Source organism: Streptomyces sp. NPDC098101 (assembly GCF_044760185.1).
In the GTDB taxonomy this organism is placed as follows: domain Bacteria; phylum Actinomycetota; class Actinomycetes; order Streptomycetales; family Streptomycetaceae; genus Streptomyces.
Genome location: NZ_JBIWAS010000005.1, coordinates 520497 through 539436 on the forward strand (window position 1 = coordinate 520497; position 18940 = coordinate 539436).

The 18940-nt window shown below is 72.4% G+C and carries 14 protein-coding genes and 1 pseudogene; 5 read left to right on the top strand and 10 right to left on the bottom strand.

Translation table 11 applies throughout. From position 1 onward, the window contains the following. Positions 1–223 precede the first annotated feature (223 nt). Positions 224–559, top strand: coding sequence for an Lsr2 family protein (locus ACIQVI_RS25305; protein ID WP_121832325.1), 336 nt, complete (start codon positions 224–226; stop codon positions 557–559). Here ACIQVI_RS25305 and ACIQVI_RS25310 read toward each other — a convergent pair. After that, positions 538–1128, bottom strand: coding sequence for an SCO3374 family protein (locus ACIQVI_RS25310; protein ID WP_403599706.1), 591 nt, complete (start codon positions 1126–1128; stop codon positions 538–540). The two genes, ACIQVI_RS25305 and ACIQVI_RS25310, sit on opposite strands and share 22 nt — an antisense overlap. A 507-nt stretch (positions 1129–1635) precedes the next feature. Here ACIQVI_RS25310 and ACIQVI_RS25315 point away from each other — a divergent pair. Next, entirely contained in the window at positions 1636–4158 is a 2523-nt protein-coding gene (locus ACIQVI_RS25315) for an ATP-dependent Clp protease ATP-binding subunit (protein WP_053646569.1), read from the top strand. A 76-nt stretch (positions 4159–4234) separates the two neighbouring features. Here the strand turns inward: ACIQVI_RS25315 and ACIQVI_RS25320 are convergent, their stop codons facing one another. Further along, complete coding sequence (locus ACIQVI_RS25320) at positions 4235–6949, bottom strand: NACHT domain-containing protein (protein WP_403599709.1); 2715 nt, start codon at positions 6947–6949, stop codon at positions 4235–4237. Between the two features lie 657 nt (positions 6950–7606). On the opposite strand from ACIQVI_RS25320, the gene ACIQVI_RS25325 reads away from it, so the two are divergent. Next, positions 7607–8311, top strand: coding sequence for a M23 family metallopeptidase (locus tag ACIQVI_RS25325; protein ID WP_403599712.1), 705 nt, complete (start codon positions 7607–7609; stop codon positions 8309–8311). A 20-nt stretch (positions 8312–8331) separates the two neighbouring features. On the opposite strand, the gene ACIQVI_RS25330 is transcribed toward ACIQVI_RS25325, so the two are convergent. After that, on the bottom strand, positions 8332–8889 hold the full coding sequence (locus ACIQVI_RS25330) for a helix-turn-helix domain-containing protein (RefSeq protein WP_351970445.1): 558 nt from the start codon (positions 8887–8889) through the stop codon (positions 8332–8334). Between the two features lie 102 nt (positions 8890–8991). Between ACIQVI_RS25330 and ACIQVI_RS25335 the strand changes: the two genes are divergently transcribed. Then, entirely contained in the window at positions 8992–10569 is a 1578-nt protein-coding gene (locus tag ACIQVI_RS25335; RefSeq protein ID WP_351970444.1) for an MDR family MFS transporter, read from the top strand. Between the two features lie 69 nt (positions 10570–10638). Here the strand turns inward: ACIQVI_RS25335 and cseC are convergent, their stop codons facing one another. The 6 genes and pseudogenes from cseC to ACIQVI_RS25365 form a co-directional block, all read right to left on the bottom strand. Continuing rightward, entirely contained in the window at positions 10639–11958 is a 1320-nt protein-coding gene (cseC, locus tag ACIQVI_RS25340; RefSeq protein WP_403599715.1) for a two-component system sensor histidine kinase CseC, read from the bottom strand. Beyond that, positions 11955–12656, bottom strand: coding sequence for a two-component system response regulator CseB (cseB, locus tag ACIQVI_RS25345; protein WP_351970442.1), 702 nt, complete (start codon positions 12654–12656; stop codon positions 11955–11957). The genes cseC and cseB overlap by 4 nt, the downstream gene beginning before the upstream one ends. A 67-nt stretch (positions 12657–12723) precedes the next feature. Beyond that, positions 12724–13530, bottom strand: coding sequence for a hypothetical protein (locus tag ACIQVI_RS25350; protein ID WP_403599718.1), 807 nt, complete (start codon positions 13528–13530; stop codon positions 12724–12726). Continuing rightward, positions 13518–14090: a SigE family RNA polymerase sigma factor gene (locus ACIQVI_RS25355; RefSeq protein ID WP_030219524.1), complete on the bottom strand. Its 573-nt coding sequence runs from the start codon at positions 14088–14090 to the stop codon at positions 13518–13520. Before ACIQVI_RS25355 ends, ACIQVI_RS25350 begins: the two co-directional genes overlap by 13 nt. A 159-nt stretch (positions 14091–14249) precedes the next feature. Then, on the bottom strand, positions 14250–15176 hold the full coding sequence (locus ACIQVI_RS25360) for an A/G-specific adenine glycosylase (protein ID WP_403599721.1): 927 nt from the start codon (positions 15174–15176) through the stop codon (positions 14250–14252). A gap of 499 nt (positions 15177–15675) precedes the next feature. Then, positions 15676–16308: pseudogene (locus ACIQVI_RS25365) on the bottom strand (phosphatase PAP2 family protein); the annotation flags it as partial. 223 nt (positions 16309–16531) lie between these two features. On the opposite strand from ACIQVI_RS25365, the gene ACIQVI_RS25370 reads away from it, so the two are divergent. Beyond that, positions 16532–17407: a hypothetical protein gene (locus ACIQVI_RS25370; protein ID WP_403599724.1), complete on the top strand. Its 876-nt coding sequence runs from the start codon at positions 16532–16534 to the stop codon at positions 17405–17407. A gap of 18 nt (positions 17408–17425) precedes the next feature. On the opposite strand, the gene disA is transcribed toward ACIQVI_RS25370, so the two are convergent. Further along, a complete protein-coding gene (disA, locus tag ACIQVI_RS25375; protein WP_351970438.1) occupies positions 17426–18550 on the bottom strand; it encodes a DNA integrity scanning diadenylate cyclase DisA in 1125 nt (374 codons plus the stop codon). Between the last annotated feature and the right edge of the window lie 390 nt (positions 18551–18940).

Below are 18940 nucleotides of genomic sequence, written 5' to 3' on the forward strand. Positions count from 1 at the left end.
CCCGAACCGATCCCGAAGCGGGCCCGGAACGACGCCCCGAACCCCTGCGGAACCCGCGGGGAACCCGTACGTAACCCGACCGGGAACCCCGCACGGAACCCTATGTCCGAATCGCGCACGTTTCCCGCGCCGCCGGGGTTCTGAACCTCTCCCAGGGGTTTGTGTTTTTCCGGGAAAAGCGGTTTCCTTTCCGCGTACTGCATTTTCGATGAAAGGAAATCCGGTGGCACAGAAGGTTCAGGTCCTTCTTGTCGACGACCTCGACGGCGTCGAGGCGGACGAGACCGTGACGTTCGCGCTGGACGGCAAGACCTACGAGATCGACCTCACCACCGCGAACGCGGAAAAGCTCCGCGGTCTGCTCGAGCCCTACACCAAGAGCGGCCGGCGCACCGGCGGCCGCGCCGCCGCGCCCCGCGGCAAGGGCCGGGCCGCCACGGGCGGCAGCGCCGACACCGCGAAGATCCGCGCGTGGGCCAAGGAGAACGGCCACGACGTGAACGACCGCGGCCGCGTCCCGGCGAAGGTCAAGGCCGCCTACGAGGACGCGAACCGCTGAGGCGGCAGCTGCTGAGCCGCCGGCCCGCGGGCCCGCGCACTCAGCAGCCGCACCCGATGGCACTCGGCGGCTGCGGCGGCCACGAGCCGCACCAGGCAGGGGGCGCCCCCTCCGCCCCGGGGAGCGGCCCGCAGGGCCGGGAGCGAGGCCTCGACCCCGCGCCCCGGCACGGGGGCCCGCAGCCACACCGGGGCGTCCGGTGCGCCGGAGCGGTCCCGCCCCGGGGGAAGGGGCGCGGCCATCCGGCCGTCGGCGCCGAGGACCGCGAGGTCCAGGGCGATCCCGCCCCACTCCAGCCAGTCGAGCAGCCCCGGCAGCTCCTCCGCGCTCCCCGCGGCCACGAGCAGCCGCATCCGGTGCCCCGCCAGGGCCACCGGCCCGGTCGCCGCACCGACCCGGCGCAGGACACCGCGACCGGCCGCGGCGGGCAGCTCCAGGACGTCGAAGCGCAGCCCCGTGACCAGCGCCACCGGCGGGCCCGCCAGCGTCGCCCAGCCGAGCTCGTCCTCGTACCACCGCTCCGGACCGTCGTCGAGCGGCGCGCGGGGGGACGGAACGGTGAGGGCCATGCCCGGGGAACTCCCGCGGGGGCGTCTTGGTTACGCCCCGAGAGCCGTTCCGGACCCGTTCCGGACCCGTGCCCGAGGCGCTCCGCCGTGACGCACCGTCCCCCGCCGGACGCGCAAGGTGTCCGGGATGGGGCGTACGAGTGCATTCGAGCGCGCAAGGGTGTTCGCTGGTAGCGGAGGGAACCGGGGTGCGCGGCATGGAGTGTCGGTACTTACGGGTAAGACATTCCTAGTGGAGAGGGGTGCCTCGCGGGCTTCGGCGTCTCACGTTCGCCATCGGCGTACTGAAGGCGCGGCTAACTACTTGGCCTGCGGGAACATCGTCTCGCACCATCGGGTTGGAGCATTTGTCGGCTGTTCGGCAGCAGGTCTCCCCACGGACAAGGGGGTGATCCGGACGGATGTCGGCAGTTGGAATGAGCGGTCCCCGCTTGCGGGACTAAGCTGCGGAAGGACAGGGAGGGGATCGACCCCTAACTGACTGACCGCTCTGAGGAGCGATTAACGATGTTCGAGAGGTTCACCGACCGCGCGCGGCGGGTTGTCGTCCTGGCTCAGGAAGAAGCCCGGATGCTCAACCACAACTACATCGGCACCGAGCACATCCTTCTGGGCCTTATCCACGAGGGTGAGGGTGTCGCCGCTAAGGCCCTGGAGAGCCTCGGGATTTCGCTCGAGGCGGTCCGCCAGCAGGTGGAGGAGATCATCGGCCAGGGCCAGCAGGCCCCGTCCGGGCACATCCCCTTCACCCCTCGTGCCAAGAAGGTCCTGGAGCTGTCGCTCCGGGAGGCCCTCCAGCTCGGCCACAACTACATCGGCACCGAGCACATCCTGCTCGGCCTGATCCGCGAGGGCGAGGGCGTCGCCGCCCAGGTCCTCGTGAAGCTGGGCGCCGATCTCAACCGGGTGCGGCAGCAGGTCATCCAGCTGCTCTCCGGCTACCAGGGCAAGGAAGCCGCCACGGCCGGCGGTCCTGCCGAGGGCACCCCCTCGACGTCCCTGGTCCTCGACCAGTTCGGCCGGAACCTCACCCAGGCGGCCCGCGAATCCAAGCTCGACCCGGTCATCGGGCGCGAGAAGGAGATCGAGCGGGTCATGCAGGTGCTGTCCCGCCGCACCAAGAACAACCCGGTCCTCATCGGCGAGCCCGGCGTCGGCAAGACCGCCGTCGTCGAGGGCCTGGCCCAGGCCATCGTCAAGGGCGAGGTGCCCGAGACCCTCAAGGACAAGCACCTCTACACCCTGGACCTCGGCGCCCTGGTCGCCGGCTCCCGCTACCGCGGTGACTTCGAGGAGCGCCTGAAGAAGGTCCTCAAGGAGATCCGCACCCGCGGCGACATCATCCTGTTCATCGACGAGCTCCACACCCTCGTGGGTGCGGGCGCCGCCGAGGGCGCGATCGACGCCGCCAGCATCCTCAAGCCGATGCTGGCCCGCGGTGAGCTCCAGACCATCGGCGCCACCACGCTCGACGAGTACCGGAAGTACCTGGAGAAGGACGCGGCCCTGGAGCGCCGCTTCCAGCCCATCCAGGTCGCCGAGCCGTCGCTGCCGCACACCATCGAGATCCTCAAGGGTCTGCGCGACCGGTACGAGGCCCACCACCGGGTCTCCATCACCGACGAGGCCCTCGTCCAGGCCGCGACCCTGGCCGACCGGTACATCTCGGACCGCTTCCTGCCGGACAAGGCGATCGACCTGATCGACGAGGCCGGCTCCCGGATGCGCATCCGCCGGATGACCGCGCCGCCGGACCTCCGCGAGTTCGACGAGAAGATCGCCGGCGTCCGCCGCGACAAGGAGTCCGCGATCGACTCGCAGGACTTCGAGAAGGCCGCGTCCCTGCGCGACAAGGAGAAGCAGCTCCTCGCCGCGAAGGCCAAGCGCGAGAAGGAGTGGAAGGCCGGCGACATGGACGTCGTCGCCGAGGTCGACGGCGAGCTGATCGCCGAGGTCCTCGCGACCGCCACCGGCATTCCGGTCTTCAAGCTGACCGAGGAGGAGTCCTCGCGTCTGCTGCGCATGGAGGACGAGCTCCACAAGCGCGTCATCGGCCAGAAGGACGCCGTCATCGGTCTTTCCCGGGCGATCCGCCGTACGCGGGCCGGTCTGAAGGACCCGAAGCGTCCCGGTGGCTCGTTCATCTTCGCCGGTCCGTCCGGTGTCGGTAAGACCGAGCTGTCGAAGGCCCTCGCCGAATTCCTCTTCGGCGACGAGGACGCGATGATCTCCCTCGACATGTCGGAGTTCAGCGAGAAGCACACGGTTTCCCGTCTCTTCGGTTCGCCGCCCGGATACGTCGGCTACGAAGAGGGCGGCCAGCTCACCGAGAAGGTGCGCCGCAAGCCGTTCTCCGTCGTCCTCTTCGACGAGGTCGAGAAGGCCCACCCCGATATCTTCAATTCCCTTCTCCAGATCCTGGAGGACGGTCGCCTGACCGACTCCCAGGGCCGGGTCGTGGACTTCAAGAACACGGTCATCATCATGACGACCAACCTCGGGACCAGGGACATCTCGAAGGGCTTCAACCTGGGCTTCGCCGCCCAGGGCGACACGAAGTCCAACTACGAGCGGATGAAGGCGAAGGTCAGCGACGAGCTGAAGCAGCACTTCCGCCCGGAGTTCCTCAACCGTGTGGACGACATCATCGTCTTCCCGCAGCTCACCCAGGACGACATCCTCCAGATCGTCGACCTGATGGTCGGCCGCGTGGACGAGCGCCTGAAGGACCGGGACATGGGCATCGAGCTCTCCCAGTCCGCGAAGGAGCTGCTCGCCAAGAAGGGTTACGACCCGGTGATGGGCGCCCGGCCGCTGCGCCGGACGATCCAGCGCGAGATCGAGGACACGCTCTCGGAGAAGATCCTCTTCGGCGAGCTGCGCCCCGGTCACATCGTGGTCGTGGACACGGAGGGCGAGGGCGAGGAGCGCAAGTTCACCTTCCGCGGCGAGGAGAAGTCGGCCCTGCCGGACGCCCCGCCGGTCGAGGCGGCGGGCGGCCCCGGCCCGAACCTCTCGAAGGACGCGTGACGCTGCGCGGAGCCTGTAGCGCGTAGGAAGGGGCGGCCCCGGAACCCGAACGGTTCCGGGGCCGCCCCTTTTGCGTTCACCGCCCCGGGAGGGCCCAGCTGCTCCGTGCGCGGTAGACGTTGACGGTGTGCAGTTCCCCGAAGCACTCCAGCACGGAGCGGTCGTACGCAGGGGGCAGGTCGTCTCCGAAGAGGTGGAGCGTCTGGAGCCGGGGGAAGGCGCGGGCGAGCGTTTCGAAGGGCGGTCGGTCGGACGCGACCCGTACGCTCACGTCCCTCACGTCAGGCAGGCCGAGGCCGGCGATGTGTTCGAGCACGGTCGCCCCGCTCTGGCAGAGGTCGAGGTACCGGACGTGGGGGAGCAGCGGGCGCAACAGCTCCACGCCGCGCTCCGTGACGTTGTAGCGGACGTCCAGGCGCTCGGGCCGGAGGCCGAGCGCGGCCAGGGCGCCGGCCTGCCTGTCGTTCGTCACGGTGTAGAACAGCTGGTCAGGGATCAGCTGGGAGACGACCTCCTCGGCGTACCGCTCGGTGTCGAAGCGGGACCACGCCCAGATGAGCTGCGAGCGGACGTCGAGCGACCGGTGACGCGCGAAGCGGGCGAGGTAGGGGAGCGCCGCGTCGGTCGTGACGCGGGTCGCGGTGATCACCGAGGTACGCGCCTCCCCGTCGGTCAGGTCCTCCGGCGCGCCCAGCAGTCCGAGGACCAGCGGACCGACCTCCGCCAGCTGCCGGGCCTCCTCGGGCGTGCGCGGCGGGATCACCTCCCCCGTCCTCCGCAGCACCTCCTCCCGGAGGTCCGGGGACAGCTCCGTCGCGTGGTCCAGGGCCGTCGCCGCCAGCAGGGTGAGCCGCAGGCGGATCCGGCGGTCCTCCGTCGCGTCCGCGGCCTTCAGCAGCTCTCCCAGGATCTCCGCGCACTCGCGCGGCCGGGCGTGGCCCACCGCCATGCGGATGACGTCCTCCCACTGGTCGTCGGCGGCGTGGTGGACGAGGACGCCGATGTCCCAGTGGTCCACGAGGGCCTTCGCGGCGAGATGGTCCTGGAAGGTGCGGTGGACGAACTCGACGGTGTCGGCGGTGGGCTCGCGCAGGAGGCCGCTGCGGTGGAGGAGGTGGGTGAAGACCCGGTCCGGGGGATACGCCGAGGCCTCCATGACCGCCGGGACGGCACCGGTGACGATCGACGAGGCCCGATCGCGGTCCATCTGCGTGCGCCCGTTCAGCGTCAGCCAGTACGCCAGGCGCTGGATCAGCTGGATCTGCGGGGCCTCGTCGAGGACGAGCCCGGTCGGGGCGCCCATGTCCCGCTCCCGGTCGCGCCGGGACAGGAGCATGGACAGCGCCGCCTCGTAGAGCGCCTTGCGGCCCCGGGGCAGGAAGCCGCGCCGGTCGCGGTGGAGGGCGCAGATCAGACCGCACATCAGGGGGTTGGTGGCGAGCTGGGCCACGTGCTCGGCGGTCCGCAGGGAGTCCAGGAGCGGCCGCTCGTACACGGCCGCGTCCGGCCCGGCGGCCCGGTGCCAGCGGCGTACGAAGGTGGCGACCTCCGCGCGGGCCATCGGCGCGAGGGTCAGCTCGGCGAAGCCGTCCGGGGCCAGCCAGTCGTCCCGTACGGCGGTGGGGCGCGAGGTGACGAGCCAGCGGTTGCCCTCGTACGCGCCGAGGAGGTCGCGCAGCCAGTCCCGGGCCCGGCCGCGCTCGGCCTCGGGGATCTCGTCGATGCCGTCGACCAGGACCAGCCCCCGCCCGGCCGCGAGGACCCGGTCGGTCCAGCCGTCGGGCGGGGTGAGCGGGCAGCCGGCGGCGGACAGGAAGCGGTCGGGGGAGGGCAGCCGCTCGCCGTGGCGGGTGAGGGCGCGCAGGGGCAGGACGAAGGGGACGCGGCCCCGGAGGTAGGCCATGCCCTCCGGCCGGTCCTCGGTCGCCGCCGCCGAGACCGTCAGCCACTGGACGAGTGTGGTCTTGCCGGAGCCCGCGAGGCCGCGCAGGAGGACCTTCTCGTGGCGGGCGAGGGCGAGGTCGGCGCGGACGGAGGCCTGTTCCCGCTGCCGGCCGGAGGTCTCGTGGGCGCCCTCCCCGCCCGTCGCCTCCAGGGACAGGTACGCCATGTCCAGCGGCCACTCGTCCGGTGAGTGGTGCAGGTCGACGCCGTAGATCGTCAGGCGGCCGTGCTTCTTCGCGAGGTGGGCCAGATAGCGGCGCTCGAAGGCCGCGTCCTCGCTCTCGGGCGCCGGGACGCGGGTGAGGACGGCGTCGACCCGGGCGAGGAGCTCGGCCTGGGCGCGGGTCTGCTCGACCAGGCTGCGGGCGATGAAGGTGGAGCGCCGGGTGAAGAACTCCAGGATGTGGAGGCAGGCCCACTCGGTCATGGTCTCCAGGTAGAGGGCCGAGTCGGTGGAGAGGCCGTCGGGGGCCGGGGCGGCGGCCCGCAGCCGGCGGGCGAGGTCGCGGTGGCCGAGGCGCACGGCCTGGACGTCGTCCATGTCGAGGTCGCCGAGGGCCAGCAGGTTCGCGGCGAGGGCGTCGGTGACGGCCCCGGTCTCGTCGGCGGGGAACGGCGGCTCCCCGGCTCCCTGCCAGGAGCGTTCCACCAGGGTGGCGGCCAGCTTGCGGACGTCCTTCTCGGTGAGGGTGCGCTTCTCGCCCCGGAAGGAGACCAGGCCGGAGAGCCGGACCTCGGCGTCCTTGCGGACGAGGCCCGCCCCGGGGCCCTCGCTCGCCAGGAGCTTCTTCAGGAGCGGGCCGATCGCGGCCGAGGCGAGGCGCGTGCCGATGAGTGCCGGTTCCATTGGTGACCCCCTGTGTCTCCCCGAAGCGGTCAGCGTAGTGGGGAGGGGGCCGGAAGGGGGCCGGAGGGGGATCGGGGAGGGCCCGGAAAGGCCGGGAAGGGGCCGGCGGGGCGTCCGAGGTGTGACCCGGGCCGCTTTCCCGGCCCTTTGGGTGTGACCCGGGCCGCTTTCCCGGCCTTTTCAAAAGGCCCGGAACCCCTTTCCGTGGCCCCCGTCACGTGACCCAGGTCCCATCCGGAAGGGCTTTTCGCGTGACCCAGATCCCATCCGGAACGCCCCCCTGGTGACAAGGCGCACAGGGGTTTCGAGGGGTACTAACCGGAATAGTGGTGAACATTGGTGTTTATTTCGGACGTACGGGTACGAAGTGGTGGGTCGGAGGTCCCCGAGGGTCCCGGCCCGGGCCCGGAGCGGCCTCCTGGCCGGTTCGGGACGCCGAGACGTGCGGTTAAACCGGTTTTCTTGGGTGGTTATGTCCGATTTCGCAGCCCCTGCGCCCGGTGGTCAAGACCCGAACTTCCCCGGTGATCGCTACGACGCTATGTCGTAGATGGGGTGTTTTGGGATGGCTGGGGGTCCGGGTTACCAAGGATGAGCAAGCCCGGCGCCGCACCGAAAGCGCGTCGGGTCCCGTACTCCCCGGAGGTTTTCCCCCGTATGTCGAAGCGCGTTATGAACCCCGCCACCCGTGCCGCCGCCGTCGCTCTCGCCACTGCCGGCCTGGGAGCGTCGCTGGTGGCCGGAGCAGGGTCCGCCTTCGCCGCCGAGGGCAAGGCCGTCGTCCCGACCGCCGCGACCGCGTCCGCCGCCGTCGCCGCCCAGGCCGAGACCCAGGCGCACCTCGCCGCCCAGGTGAAGGCCGCCGCCGCGAAGAACGTCACCGTCAAGGCGACCGCCGTGAAGGCGACCGCCACCAAGAAGGCCGTCACCGCCAAGAAGGCTCCGGCCTGGGTGAAGCCGGTCGCCTCCTACACCCTCAGCGCCAGCTTCAACCAGGGCGGCGCCATGTGGGCCCACAAGCACTCCGGCCAGGACTTCGCCGTCCCGGTCGGCACCCCGGTCAAGGCCGCCGGCGCCGGCACCGTCGTGAAGGCCGGCCCGTACGGCGGCGGCGACGGCCCCGCGTACGGCAACGCCATCGTGGTCAAGCACGCCAACGGCAAGTACTCGCAGTACGCCCACCTGTCGAAGATCCAGGTCAAGATCGGCCAGAAGGTCGGCGCCGGTCAGCGCATCGCCCTCTCGGGCAACACCGGCAACTCCTCCGGCCCCCACCTGCACTTCGAGATCCGCACCACCCCGAACTACGGCTCCGCCGTCAACCCGGCCGCCTTCCTGCGCGCCCACGGCGTCGGCATCTGATCCGCCGGACCGTCGTGAACCTATGAGGCCCGGTGGGCCTCGTCGATGAGATCGAGGGCGACCTCGAGGACCGCTTCGTGCTTGTCCTCGGGGTCGCCCTCGACGTTCTGCATGAAGAACGTGCCCGCGTGGAGCGTGAAGACCGCGCTGATGCAGCGGACCTTCTCCTTGACGGGGAAGTCGTCGTCGTACAGCAGACCGGTCAGCTCGATCATGCGCTCCTTGAAGGTGAGCCCGACGCTCAGCTCGCGCACGGTGGCCTGGTTCTCCTGCATGAAGCGGTAGAGCGGGGCCGCCGCGCGCAGCGCCACCTGGTAGCGGCGCACGACCTCGCGCTTGGTCTCGACCGTGCGGGGCTGCTCCCCGGCCCAGGCGATCAGCTCGTCCATGGGCCTGGTCAGGTCCTCGAAGATCCCGACCAGGATGTCCTCCTTGGTCTTGAAGTGGTAGTAGAGCGCCGCCTTGGTCACGTCGAGGCGTTCCGCGATCTCGCGCAGGGAGGTCTTCTCGTAGCCCTGCTCCGCGAAGAGTTCGAGGGCCACGTCCTGGATGCGCTGACGGGTGTTGCCTCGGGCCATGGGGTGCCCTCCACTTTCCAAAGAACTTACTTGACGACCGGCTAGTTACGGGCCTACCGTCCCCAGTGTAGTAACTAGCCGGGCGGCAAGTAAGGAAAAGGCATGGCGTCGCAACACACCGTTCAAACAGCAGAGGGAGAGGCCGCGCCGGCACGCAGCGTCCGCGTCGTCCTGCTCGCCCTCATGATCGCGATGCTCCTCGCGATGCTGGACAACATGATCATCGGCACCGCGATGCCGACGATCGTCGGCGAGCTCGGCGGCCTGGAGCACCTCTCCTGGGTCGTCACCGCCTACACCCTGGCCACCGCCGCCTCCACCCCGCTCTGGGGCAAGTTCGGCGACATGTTCGGCCGCAAGGGCGTCTTCCTCACCTCGATCGTGATCTTCCTGATCGGCTCGGCGCTCAGCGGCATGGCCCAGGACATGGGCCAGCTCATCGGCTTCCGCGCGGTCCAGGGCCTCGGCGCCGGCGGCCTCATGGTCGGCGTGATGGCGATCATCGGCGACCTCATCCCGCCCCGCGAGCGCGGCCGCTACCAGGGCATGATGGCCGGCGTGATGGCCCTCGCCATGATCGGCGGCCCCCTCGTCGGCGGCACCATCACCGACCACTGGGGCTGGCGCTGGTCCTTCTACATCAACCTGCCGCTCGGCGCCGTCGCCCTCGCCATGGTCACCACCGTCCTGCACCTGCCGAAGAAGCCGCGGAACAAGGACACCCGGATCGACTTCGCCGGCGCCGCGCTCCTGACCGTCGGCATCACCGCCATCGTCCTGGTCACCACCTGGGGCGGCACGGAGTACGCCTGGGGCTCGGCCACCATCGTCGGCCTCGCGGTCGGCGGCGTCGCCGCGCTCCTCGCCTTCCTGTGGGTGGAGACCCGGGCGAGCGACCCGATCGTCCCGCTGCACATCTTCCGCAGCCGCAACTTCACCCTGATGTCCCTGATCGGCTTCGTCGCCGGCTTCGTGATGTTCGGCGCGGTCCTCTACCTGCCGCTCTTCCAGCAGTCCGTCCAGGGCGCCTCCGCGACCAACTCCGGACTCCTCCTCCTGCCGATGCTGCTCTCGATGATGATCGTCTCGCTGGTAGCGGGCCGGATCACCACCAGCACCGGCAGGTACAAGGCCTTCCCCATCGCGGGCGGCGCCCTCATGACGGCCGGCCTCTTCCTGCTCTCCACCATGGACACCGGCACCTCCCGCCTGGTCTCCGGGGTCTGGATGGCCGTCCTCGGCGCCGGCATGGGCTTCCTCATGCAGATCACCATGCTGGTCGCCCAGAACAGCGTGGAGATGAAGGACATGGGCGTCGCCTCCTCCTCCACCACCCTCTTCCGGACGCTCGGCTCCTCCTTCGGCGTCGCGATCATGGGCGCGCTCTTCACCTCCCGCGTCCAGGACGAGATGGCCGCCCGGGGCGGGTCCGACCTGACGGCGCGGACCGCCCAGCTCGACGCGGCGAGCCTCGCCAAGCTCCCGGCCCAGCTCCGCGAGGCCTACCAGCACGCGGTCGCCTCCGGCACCCACGGCGCCTTCCTGCTCGCCGCCGGGGTCGCCGTCCTCGCCTTCGTCCTCGCCTTCTTCGTCAAGGAGGTGACGCTCCGCGGCGCCGGCCCGGCCGCCGCGGAGGAGCCCGCCGACGGCGGTGCGGCGAAGGTGTCCGAGAAGGTCTGACGCGCGGGAGCACGACGACGGGGCCGGCCCTCCACCGAGGGTCCGGCCCCGTCGCCGTACCCGACGGTCCTACTGCTCCGGCAGCCGCAGGACCGGGAAGCTGCCCGTGGTCGTCGGCGCGTGGTCCGGGAGCCACAGGACCGCGATGGCCCCGCCCACCCCGTTCGGCGCCCCCTCGGACGCCACGTTCCGGAAGGTCAGCCGGGCGCCCAGGACCCGGGCCTGGCCGGACGCGATCGTCAGGCCCAGGCCGTGGCCCTGGCCCGCGCGGTCGCTCGACCCCGTACGGAACCGGCTCGGGCCCTCCCTGAGGAGGGTCTCCGGGAAACCCGGACCGTGGTCGCGGACGCGCACCACCCGGCCCTCGACCGTCACCTCCACCGGCGGCTTCCCGTGCTTGGCCGCGTTGGCGAGCAGATTGCCCAGGACCCGTTCGAGCCGGCGCGGATCGGTGTTCACCCAGGAGTCGTGGACGACCCTGACGACCACCTCGGGGTCCAGGGCCCGCACCCGCCGCTCCACGAACTCCCCGAGCGCGATCTCCTGGAGCTCGGCCCGCTCCGACGCGCTGTCCAGCCGGGCCACCTCCAGGACGTCCTCGACCAGCGTCCGCATCGCCTGCGCCCGGTCCCGCACCAGCTCCGTCGGCCGCCCCGGCGGCAGCAGCTCGGCCGCCGTGAGCAGCCCCGTGACGGGGGTCCGCAGCTCGTGCGCGATGTCCGCGGTGACCCGCCGCTCGGCCTCGATCCGCTCGTTCAGGGCGTCGGTCAGGGCGTCCACCGCCCACGCCAGGTCGTCGGTCTCGTCCCGTACGACCCCGCCGACGGCCTCCCGCACCCGCACGTCGGTGTTGCCCTGGGCGACCCGGCCGGCCGCCACGGCCGCCTTCCGCAGCCGCCGCGAGAGCCGGCCGCCGATGAACACGCCGAGCGCGCACCCGCCGAAGACCACCGAGACCGAGCCGATGACGAGCGCCCGGTCCAGATCGCCCATGATCTTCGCGCTGCGGTCGGCGAAGGGGATGTGCAGCGAGAGCACGTCGCCGTTGGCGAGCGGCACGGCCGCCCACACGTCGGGCGGGCCGCCGTCCCGGTGCTCCTGCACGAACGTGCCGCGCCGCCGGTCCCGCATCAGCCGGTCGAGCTGGTGCGGCAGCGCCGGATCGTTGATCTTGGTGCCGAAGCGGGGCTCCTTCGGCTTCGACGTCTCGTACAGCCGCTGCGCGAAGAGCAGCCGCTCCATCTGCACGTCGCGCGCGTTGTCCAGCATCGAGATGCGGGCGGCGTTGTGCACGACCACGCTCAGGGTGACCGCGATGAGGGCGCCGACCGCCGCGATGGCGACGGCGATCTTCCAGCGGACCCCGGTGCGCAGGGGGAAGGGTCTCACCCGCCCTGGCCCCTGAGCTTGTAGCCGAAGCCGCGGACGGTCTCGATCCTGTCCTGGCCGATCTTGGCCCGCAGCCGCTGCACGTGGACGTCCACGACCCGGGTGTCGCCGCCCCAGCCGTAGTCCCAGACCCGCTCCAGGAGCTTGTCCCGGGACAGCACGGTGCCCGGCGCGGACGAGAACTCCAGGAGCAGCCGCATCTCGGTCGGGGTCAGCGCCACCGGCGCCCCGCCCCTCCTGACCTCCATGCCCTCGGTGTCGACCTCCAGGTCGCCGAAGACGAGCAGCCCGCCGTCCCCCCGCTCGTCCCCGCCCTCGCCGCCCCCGGCGTGCCCGAAGCGGCGCAGCACGGCCCGGATGCGGGCCATGAGGACCGAGCCGTCGAAGGGCTTGGTGACGTAGTCGTCCGCCCCGGCCTCCAGGCCGAGGACGACGTCGATGGAGTCGGCGCGCGCCGACAGCATGATCACCGGGACCGTCGACTCGTCGCGGATGCGGCGGCAGAGGCTGACGCCGTCCATGCCCGGCAGCATCACGTCGAGCAGGGCGATGTCCGGCCGCCGCGCCCGGAAGGAGTCCAGGCCGGAGAGGCCGTCGGGCATGGCCGTGACCCGGAAGCCGTCCCGCTCCAGGGCGAGCTGGGTGGCCTCACGGATGACGTCGTCGTCCTCGACGAACAGGACATGGGTTTCGGCCATCGTGGGATTCCTCCGGGGTCGTGCGCTGTCCGGGTCTCTTCGGGTGCGGAGTCTCTTCGGGGGCGGCTCAGCCCGCCGGGGGCTCGCTGGGCGCGGGCTCCAGGCCCTCGCCCTCGCCGACCGACCGGCTGTAGTCGTTGTGGACCCAGTCGTGCTGGGTGAACCGGCTGCCCGTCCAGCGGTAGGTGATCACGTCCTCGCCCGAGGGGTACGCGACCGGGTCGCCCTTCGCGTACACCTGCTTGGTGACGATCAGGTCGCCCCGGTCGATCGTGGCGTACACCGCCGCGTCCTCGGCCGTGAAGACGTTCTCGTAGCCGCCGCTCCGGTCGCGGTACACGTACGTGCCGATGCCGATGCCGTCGCCGCAGGTCATCACGTTGACGACGACGTCGGGGGCGGCCGCGTCGGTGAGGTTGCCGTAGGAGGCGTCCACCGGGTACGAGTCCGCGGCGCACGGCTTCAGGTCGGCCTTGAACCGCTCGCCGAGCTTCGGATCGCCCTTGAGGAGCTCGATCGGGTCCACCCGCTCCGCCGACTGGGGGCCGGTGGAGGCCGAGGGGGAGGGGGTGGGCGCGGCGGCGGCGATCCCGTCGGTACGGGCCGCGCCCTCGTCGCGCGAGCCCGTGCCGCCGGTGGAGCAGGAGGCCAGGGAGAGGCCGACGGCGACGAGCCCGGCCGTCGCCCGGACGGTACGCCGGGGGCGGCGACGCCCGGCCGCGAGCCGGTCGCCACCGCCGGAGGGGGTGCCGAAGCCGCCGGAGGAGCCGTCGAAGGGCCCGCCGGAAGGGGTGCCGTCCGGGCCGCCGCCGGAGCCGCCGCCGAAGGGTCCGTCGTGTCTTCCGCCGTCGGGCCCGTCGTCTATGCCGCGCACCGCTCCCGGCCCCCTTCGTCGCCTCGTACGGTCGTCCGCTCCCCGGTCCGCCCCAGGGCGCGGGCGTCGAGGTCGCGGCTCTCCAGCTCCTGCCGGAGCCGGGCGAGCGCGCGGTGGAGCGTGGACTTCACCGTACCGGTCGACATGCCGAGCGCCGCCGCCGTCTCCTCCGTGCTCATCTGTTCCCAGTGGCGCAGGACGACGACGCTGCGCTGCTTCGGCGCGAGCACCTTCAGGACGTCCATCAGGAGGGCCCGGTCGGCGTGCTGCTCGGTCGCGTCGGCCACGCTCGCGTCGGGCAGCTGCTCGGTCGGCACCTCCTCGAGCTTGCGGGAGCGCCACCACTCGGTCCGGGTGTTGATCATGACCCGGCGCAGATAGGCGTCGGCCAGGGACTTGTCCGCGATGCCGTCCCAGCGGCCGTACGTACGGGCCAGGGCCGTCTGGAGGAGGTCCTGGGCGTCGACGGGGTCGGCCACGAGACGGCGCGCGCTGCGCAGCAGGGCGTCCTGCCGCGTGCGTACGTACTCCTCGAAGTCGAGCACCTCACCGTGCCTCATCCGAACCGCCTCCATCCCCGTGACCTGCTTGTTCCCTCGTGTCGCGGACGACGCTACGGAGCGGTTGTCACGGGGCTGTGCGGGGCAGCCGTCGGTGGACGCACGGCTACCCATCGGTTGTGTAACAGCGGGGGAGGGAGGGGTTTCGGAGGACGGACCTCAGGAGAGCGGCAGCCGGTAGAGGCCGCCGTCCAGCGGTTCGACGAGACCGTCCGCGACCAGGCCGTCGAGCGCCCGGGCCCGCTGCACCGGCTCGTCCCAGACCGCGTCCAGGGCCTCGCGCGCCACCGGGTCCGCCGAGTCCCGCAGCACGGCGAGGAGCCGCCCCCGGACCTGCCGGTCGGTTCCGGCGTACGTCTGGCCGCGCCGCGGCGGGCCGTCGTGCGGGGGCTTCCCCGCGAGCCGCCAGGCGCACCGCCCGGAGATCGGGCAGCGCCCGCAGTCCTCGTTCTTCGCCGTGCACACCAGGGCGCCCAGCTCCATGGAGGCGGCGGCCCAGCGGGCGGCCGTCGTCTCGTCCTCCGGCAGCAGGGCGCGGGCGAGCCGCCGCTCGGCGGCCGTGGTCGCGTTCGGCGGGTACTGGATGCCGGTCGCCGCCCGCGCGAAGACCCGGCGCACGTTGGTGTCCAGGACGGCGTGCCGCTGCCCGTAGGCGAAGGAGGCCACCGCGGCGGCCGTGTACTCCCCGATGCCGGGCAGCGCGAGGAGCTGCCCGTGGTCGCCGGGCACCTCCCCGCCGTGCCGCTCCGTTATGGCCGTGGCCGCCGCGTGCAGCCGCAGCGCCCGGCGCGGGTAGCCGAGCCGGCCCCAGGCGCGGACCGCCTCGCCGGGGGCCTCGGCGGCCAGGTCGGCCGGGCGGGGCCAGCGCGCGAGCCACTGCTCGTACACCGGCAGGACCCGGACGACCGGGGTCTGCTGGAGCATGAACTCGCTCACCATGACCCCCCAGGCGCCGGCTTCGGGGCGGCGCCAGGGCAGGTCGCGGGCGTGCTGGTCGAACCAGGCGAGGACGGGCCGGTGCAGCTCGGCGGGGACGGCGGGGACCCCGGGGATCCCGGCGGCGGAGGGCGTGTCGATGGAAGTCATGGCACCTCCGATCCTGACACGACTCCGGGGCGTTTCAGCGCGCGTCGTACGGAGAGCTCCCCCGCGGCCCGGGGGGCGGGGAGGCCGGGTTCTCGTAGGAGGGGGCCGGGTTCCCGTACGAGGGGTCGGGGTTCCCGTGGGCGGGGTCGGGGGTCCCGTACGAGGGATCCGGGTTCCCGTACGAGGGGTCCGGGGTCCCGTAGGCGGGGGCCGACCCGTACGGGGAAGGGGACCCGTACGGGGAGGCGGACCCGTACGGGTCGGGGGAGCCGTAAGGGGCGGCGGGGTCGTGCGCGGGGGCGGTCCCGTACGGGCCGGAGGGGTCGTACGGGGCGGAGGCGTCGTACGGGGACGGAGGCGTGGTCCCGTACGGGCCGGCGGGGTCGTACGAAGGGGTCGACCCGTACGAGGGGGCGGGGGCCCCGTACGCGGGATCCTGGTTCCCGTGGGCGGGGGAGCCGCCCTGCGGGGAGGCGGGGTCGAACAGGGAGGGAGCGGGGGCGGCTGGAGCGGGCGCGCCGGGCCCCTCGCCCGCGCACCACAGCACCAGCGGGTTCCGGCTGGACCGGGCCGTCTCCACCAGGGACCGCACCGGCCGCTCCGCGAACCGCATCACCAGGAAGGCGACCAGACCGCCGAGGAGCAGGCCGGCGGTCACGTCGTGCGGGTAGTGGACACCCACGAAGACCCGGGAGGCGGCCATGAGCACCGCCATCGGCACCGTGAACCGGCCCATCCCGCGCCAGGACAGGGCGAGCGCGAGCGCGGCGGCGCCCGCGATGGCCGAGTGGTTGCTGGGGAAGGACCAGTCCCCGTACGGCGGGCAGGTGACGAGCGAGACGGGCGCTCCGGCGACCGCGCGGCACGGACGTTCCTCGTCGATCAGCGACTTCAGCGACTCGCTCACCACGTAGCCGAAGGCGGTGGCGAGCGGGGCGAGCAGCGCGAGCGCCATCGCCCGGCTCGAACCGTCGCGGGTGCGCCACCAGCCGGCCAGGAAGAGCACGCCGAAGAGCAGCAGTCCGGCCTCGGTCCAGACCTCGGCGAGCAGCTGGAACCAGTGCGGCGTGGCGTGGGCGAGGTCGGCGACGTCGAGATACAGACGGTCGGAGAGGTCGAGGAGGGTGTCCATGGGGAACGACGCTAACCGGAATCCGGAGCGCCTCGTCCCGGGCCGTCGGCCGGAACGGCCCCCGGCGAAAGCAGCGGGAGCCGATTCGCTCCGGTTGGCCCCGTTTTCACTCGCGGACCCGGAAAAAGTTCCCGGAAAGACGGATGTGATCATCGGCAAAACTTGAGGTCTCGGGCGGCGGGTGGGGCGGGAGTTGGGCCGGATCTCTCGTAAGGTTCGGCTCGTGGGATCTTTGCGCAATCCGGTCGGGCCGCTTCCCTCCACCATCTACTGGCGACGGAGGGCGGTGGCGCTGTGCCTGGTGGCACTCCTCGCCCTGCTCACCGTGTGGGCCGTGACGTCCGGCGGCGGGGGCGGGAAGAAGCCGAACGACTCGGCCAACGGCTCGTCGCCCACCCCGCCCTCGATCACGCCCGGACCCTCCGGGTCGGGCCCCGCGATCAGCCAACAGCCCGGCGGACGCGACGAGTCGGACGAGACGGACGAGACCCCCGGCGCCAACGGCGGCTCGGGCTCCGGAGGTTCGGGATCCGGCGGTACGGACGCGGGAGCGGACGCCGGTGCGGGCTCCGGGGGCGCGGACTCCGCGGGCCCGGCCGGAGCCGGTGACCCCGACAAGAACGGCGACGGTGACGGCGCCGGGGGCGACGGCGGCGCGGGCACCGGTGCGGGCCAGCAGCTCCCGGCCGGCTCACCGCTCCCCAACTGCCCCGCCGGATCCCTCCAGTTGACGCTGAAGTCCGTCAAGGTCACGTACGAGACGGGGGAGAAGCCCCGCTTCCAGCTCGTCGCGAAGAACACCTCGGCCACCGCCTGCAAGGCCGACTTCGGCCCCCGCAACGCGGTCCTGACGATCAGCGACGCCAAGGACGACGAGGTCTGGTCCTCCGCGCACTGCCCGCGCCCCGGCACCCCGATCCTGCTGCGCCTCCCCGCGGGGGCGACCGTCACCCACGCCGTGGAGTGGGACCGCGGGCGCAGCGCCCCGCAGTGCGCCACGGCCCCGGCGGGCAGGGCCGGCCCCGGCACCTACCTGGTGGAGGCCGCGATGCCGGGCGTGAAGATCCTCCCGGCCTCGTTCACGCTCGCCAAGGACTGAACCGGTCTCCGCACGTCCTCAGACGTACCGCTCCAGGATCGAGGACTCCGCGAGCCGGGACAGGCCCTCGCGGACGCTGCGGGCGCGGGCCTCGCCGACCCCGTCGACGGCCTGGAGGTCGTCGACGCTGGCCGCGAGGAGCTTCTGGAGCCCGCCGAAGTGCTCCACGAGCCGCTCGATGATCGCGCCGGGCAGCCGCGGCACCTTCGCGAGGAGCCGGTAGCCGCGCGGCGAGACGGCCGAGTCGAGGGTCTCGGGCGAGCCGCTGTAGCCGAGCGCCCTTGCCACGACGGGGAGTTCGAGCAGCTCGGTGTGGGTGAGCGCGTCCAGCTCGGTGAGCGCCTCCGCGACCGTCCGCGAGCGCTTCGCCGTCGGCTCCGGCACGTAGTCCCGGACGACCAGCTCGCGCTCCGGCTCCACGCCCGCGATCAACTCGTCGAGCTGGAGCGAGAGCAGCCGCCCGTCGGTGCCGAGCTCGACCACGTACTCGGCGATCTCGGTGGCGATCCGGCGGACCATCTCCAGGCGCTGCGCGACGGCGGTGACGTCCCGGACGGTGACCAGGTCCTCGATCTCCAGGGCGGAGAGCGTGCCCGCCACCTCGTCGAGCCGGAGCTTGTACCGCTCCAGGGTCGCGAGCGCCTGGTTGGCGCGGGACAGGATCGCGGCCGACTCCTCCAGGACCCGGCGCTCGCCGTGCACGTACAGCGCGATCAGGCGCATCGACTGCGAGACGGAGACGACCGGGAAGTTGCACTGCTTGGAGACCCGGTCCGCGGTGCGGTGGCGGGTGCCGGTCTCCTCGGTGGGGATGGAGGCGTCCGGGACCAGCTGCACGCCCGCCCGGTGGATCTTGGTGATGTCCTTGTCGAGGACGAGCGCGCCGTCGAGCTTGCACAGCTCGCGCAGGCGGGTGGCGGTGAACTCGACGTCCAGCACGAAGCCGCCGGTGCACATCGAATCGACCGCTTTGTCCAGGCCGAGCACGATGAGCCCGCCGGTGTTTCCCCGGAGGATCCGCTCCAGGCCGTCGCGCAGGGCGGTGCCCGGCGCGACCGCGCTCAGGGCGGCGCGCATCAGCGCGTCACTGCCGGAGCCCGCGCCGGACTTCCCAGGAGCTGCTGCCCCGTCCTTGGCTGCCACTGCACTCCTCCGGCTCGTACGGATGGGCGAGACCAGGGCAAAGTCTAGCGACACCGCCCCGCCGCCCTCCGCCCCCGACCGCACGCGGGCGGTGCGAAAGGCGTCCCCACCCCGGCCCGGACCCAACCCTCCGGCCCCCCGAAACCCCCCTCACCAGGCCTCCGGAACCCACCGCCACCCTCCCGGAAGGCCCTCGTCCGCCGCCCGGAACGCCCACCACCGAGGACCCGTGAAACGCCTCCGGCACCCCACGGACCCCGGGCGCGGCTTCGGCCACCGCCACCGCCACCGGCCCTGGGGGCACGCCCTCCGGCCCAGGGGCCCGGGCGCGAGCCCCCGCGGCCCCGAGGCCCGCCGCCCCACCGGAGCCCCGAGGCCCGGAGGCCCCGC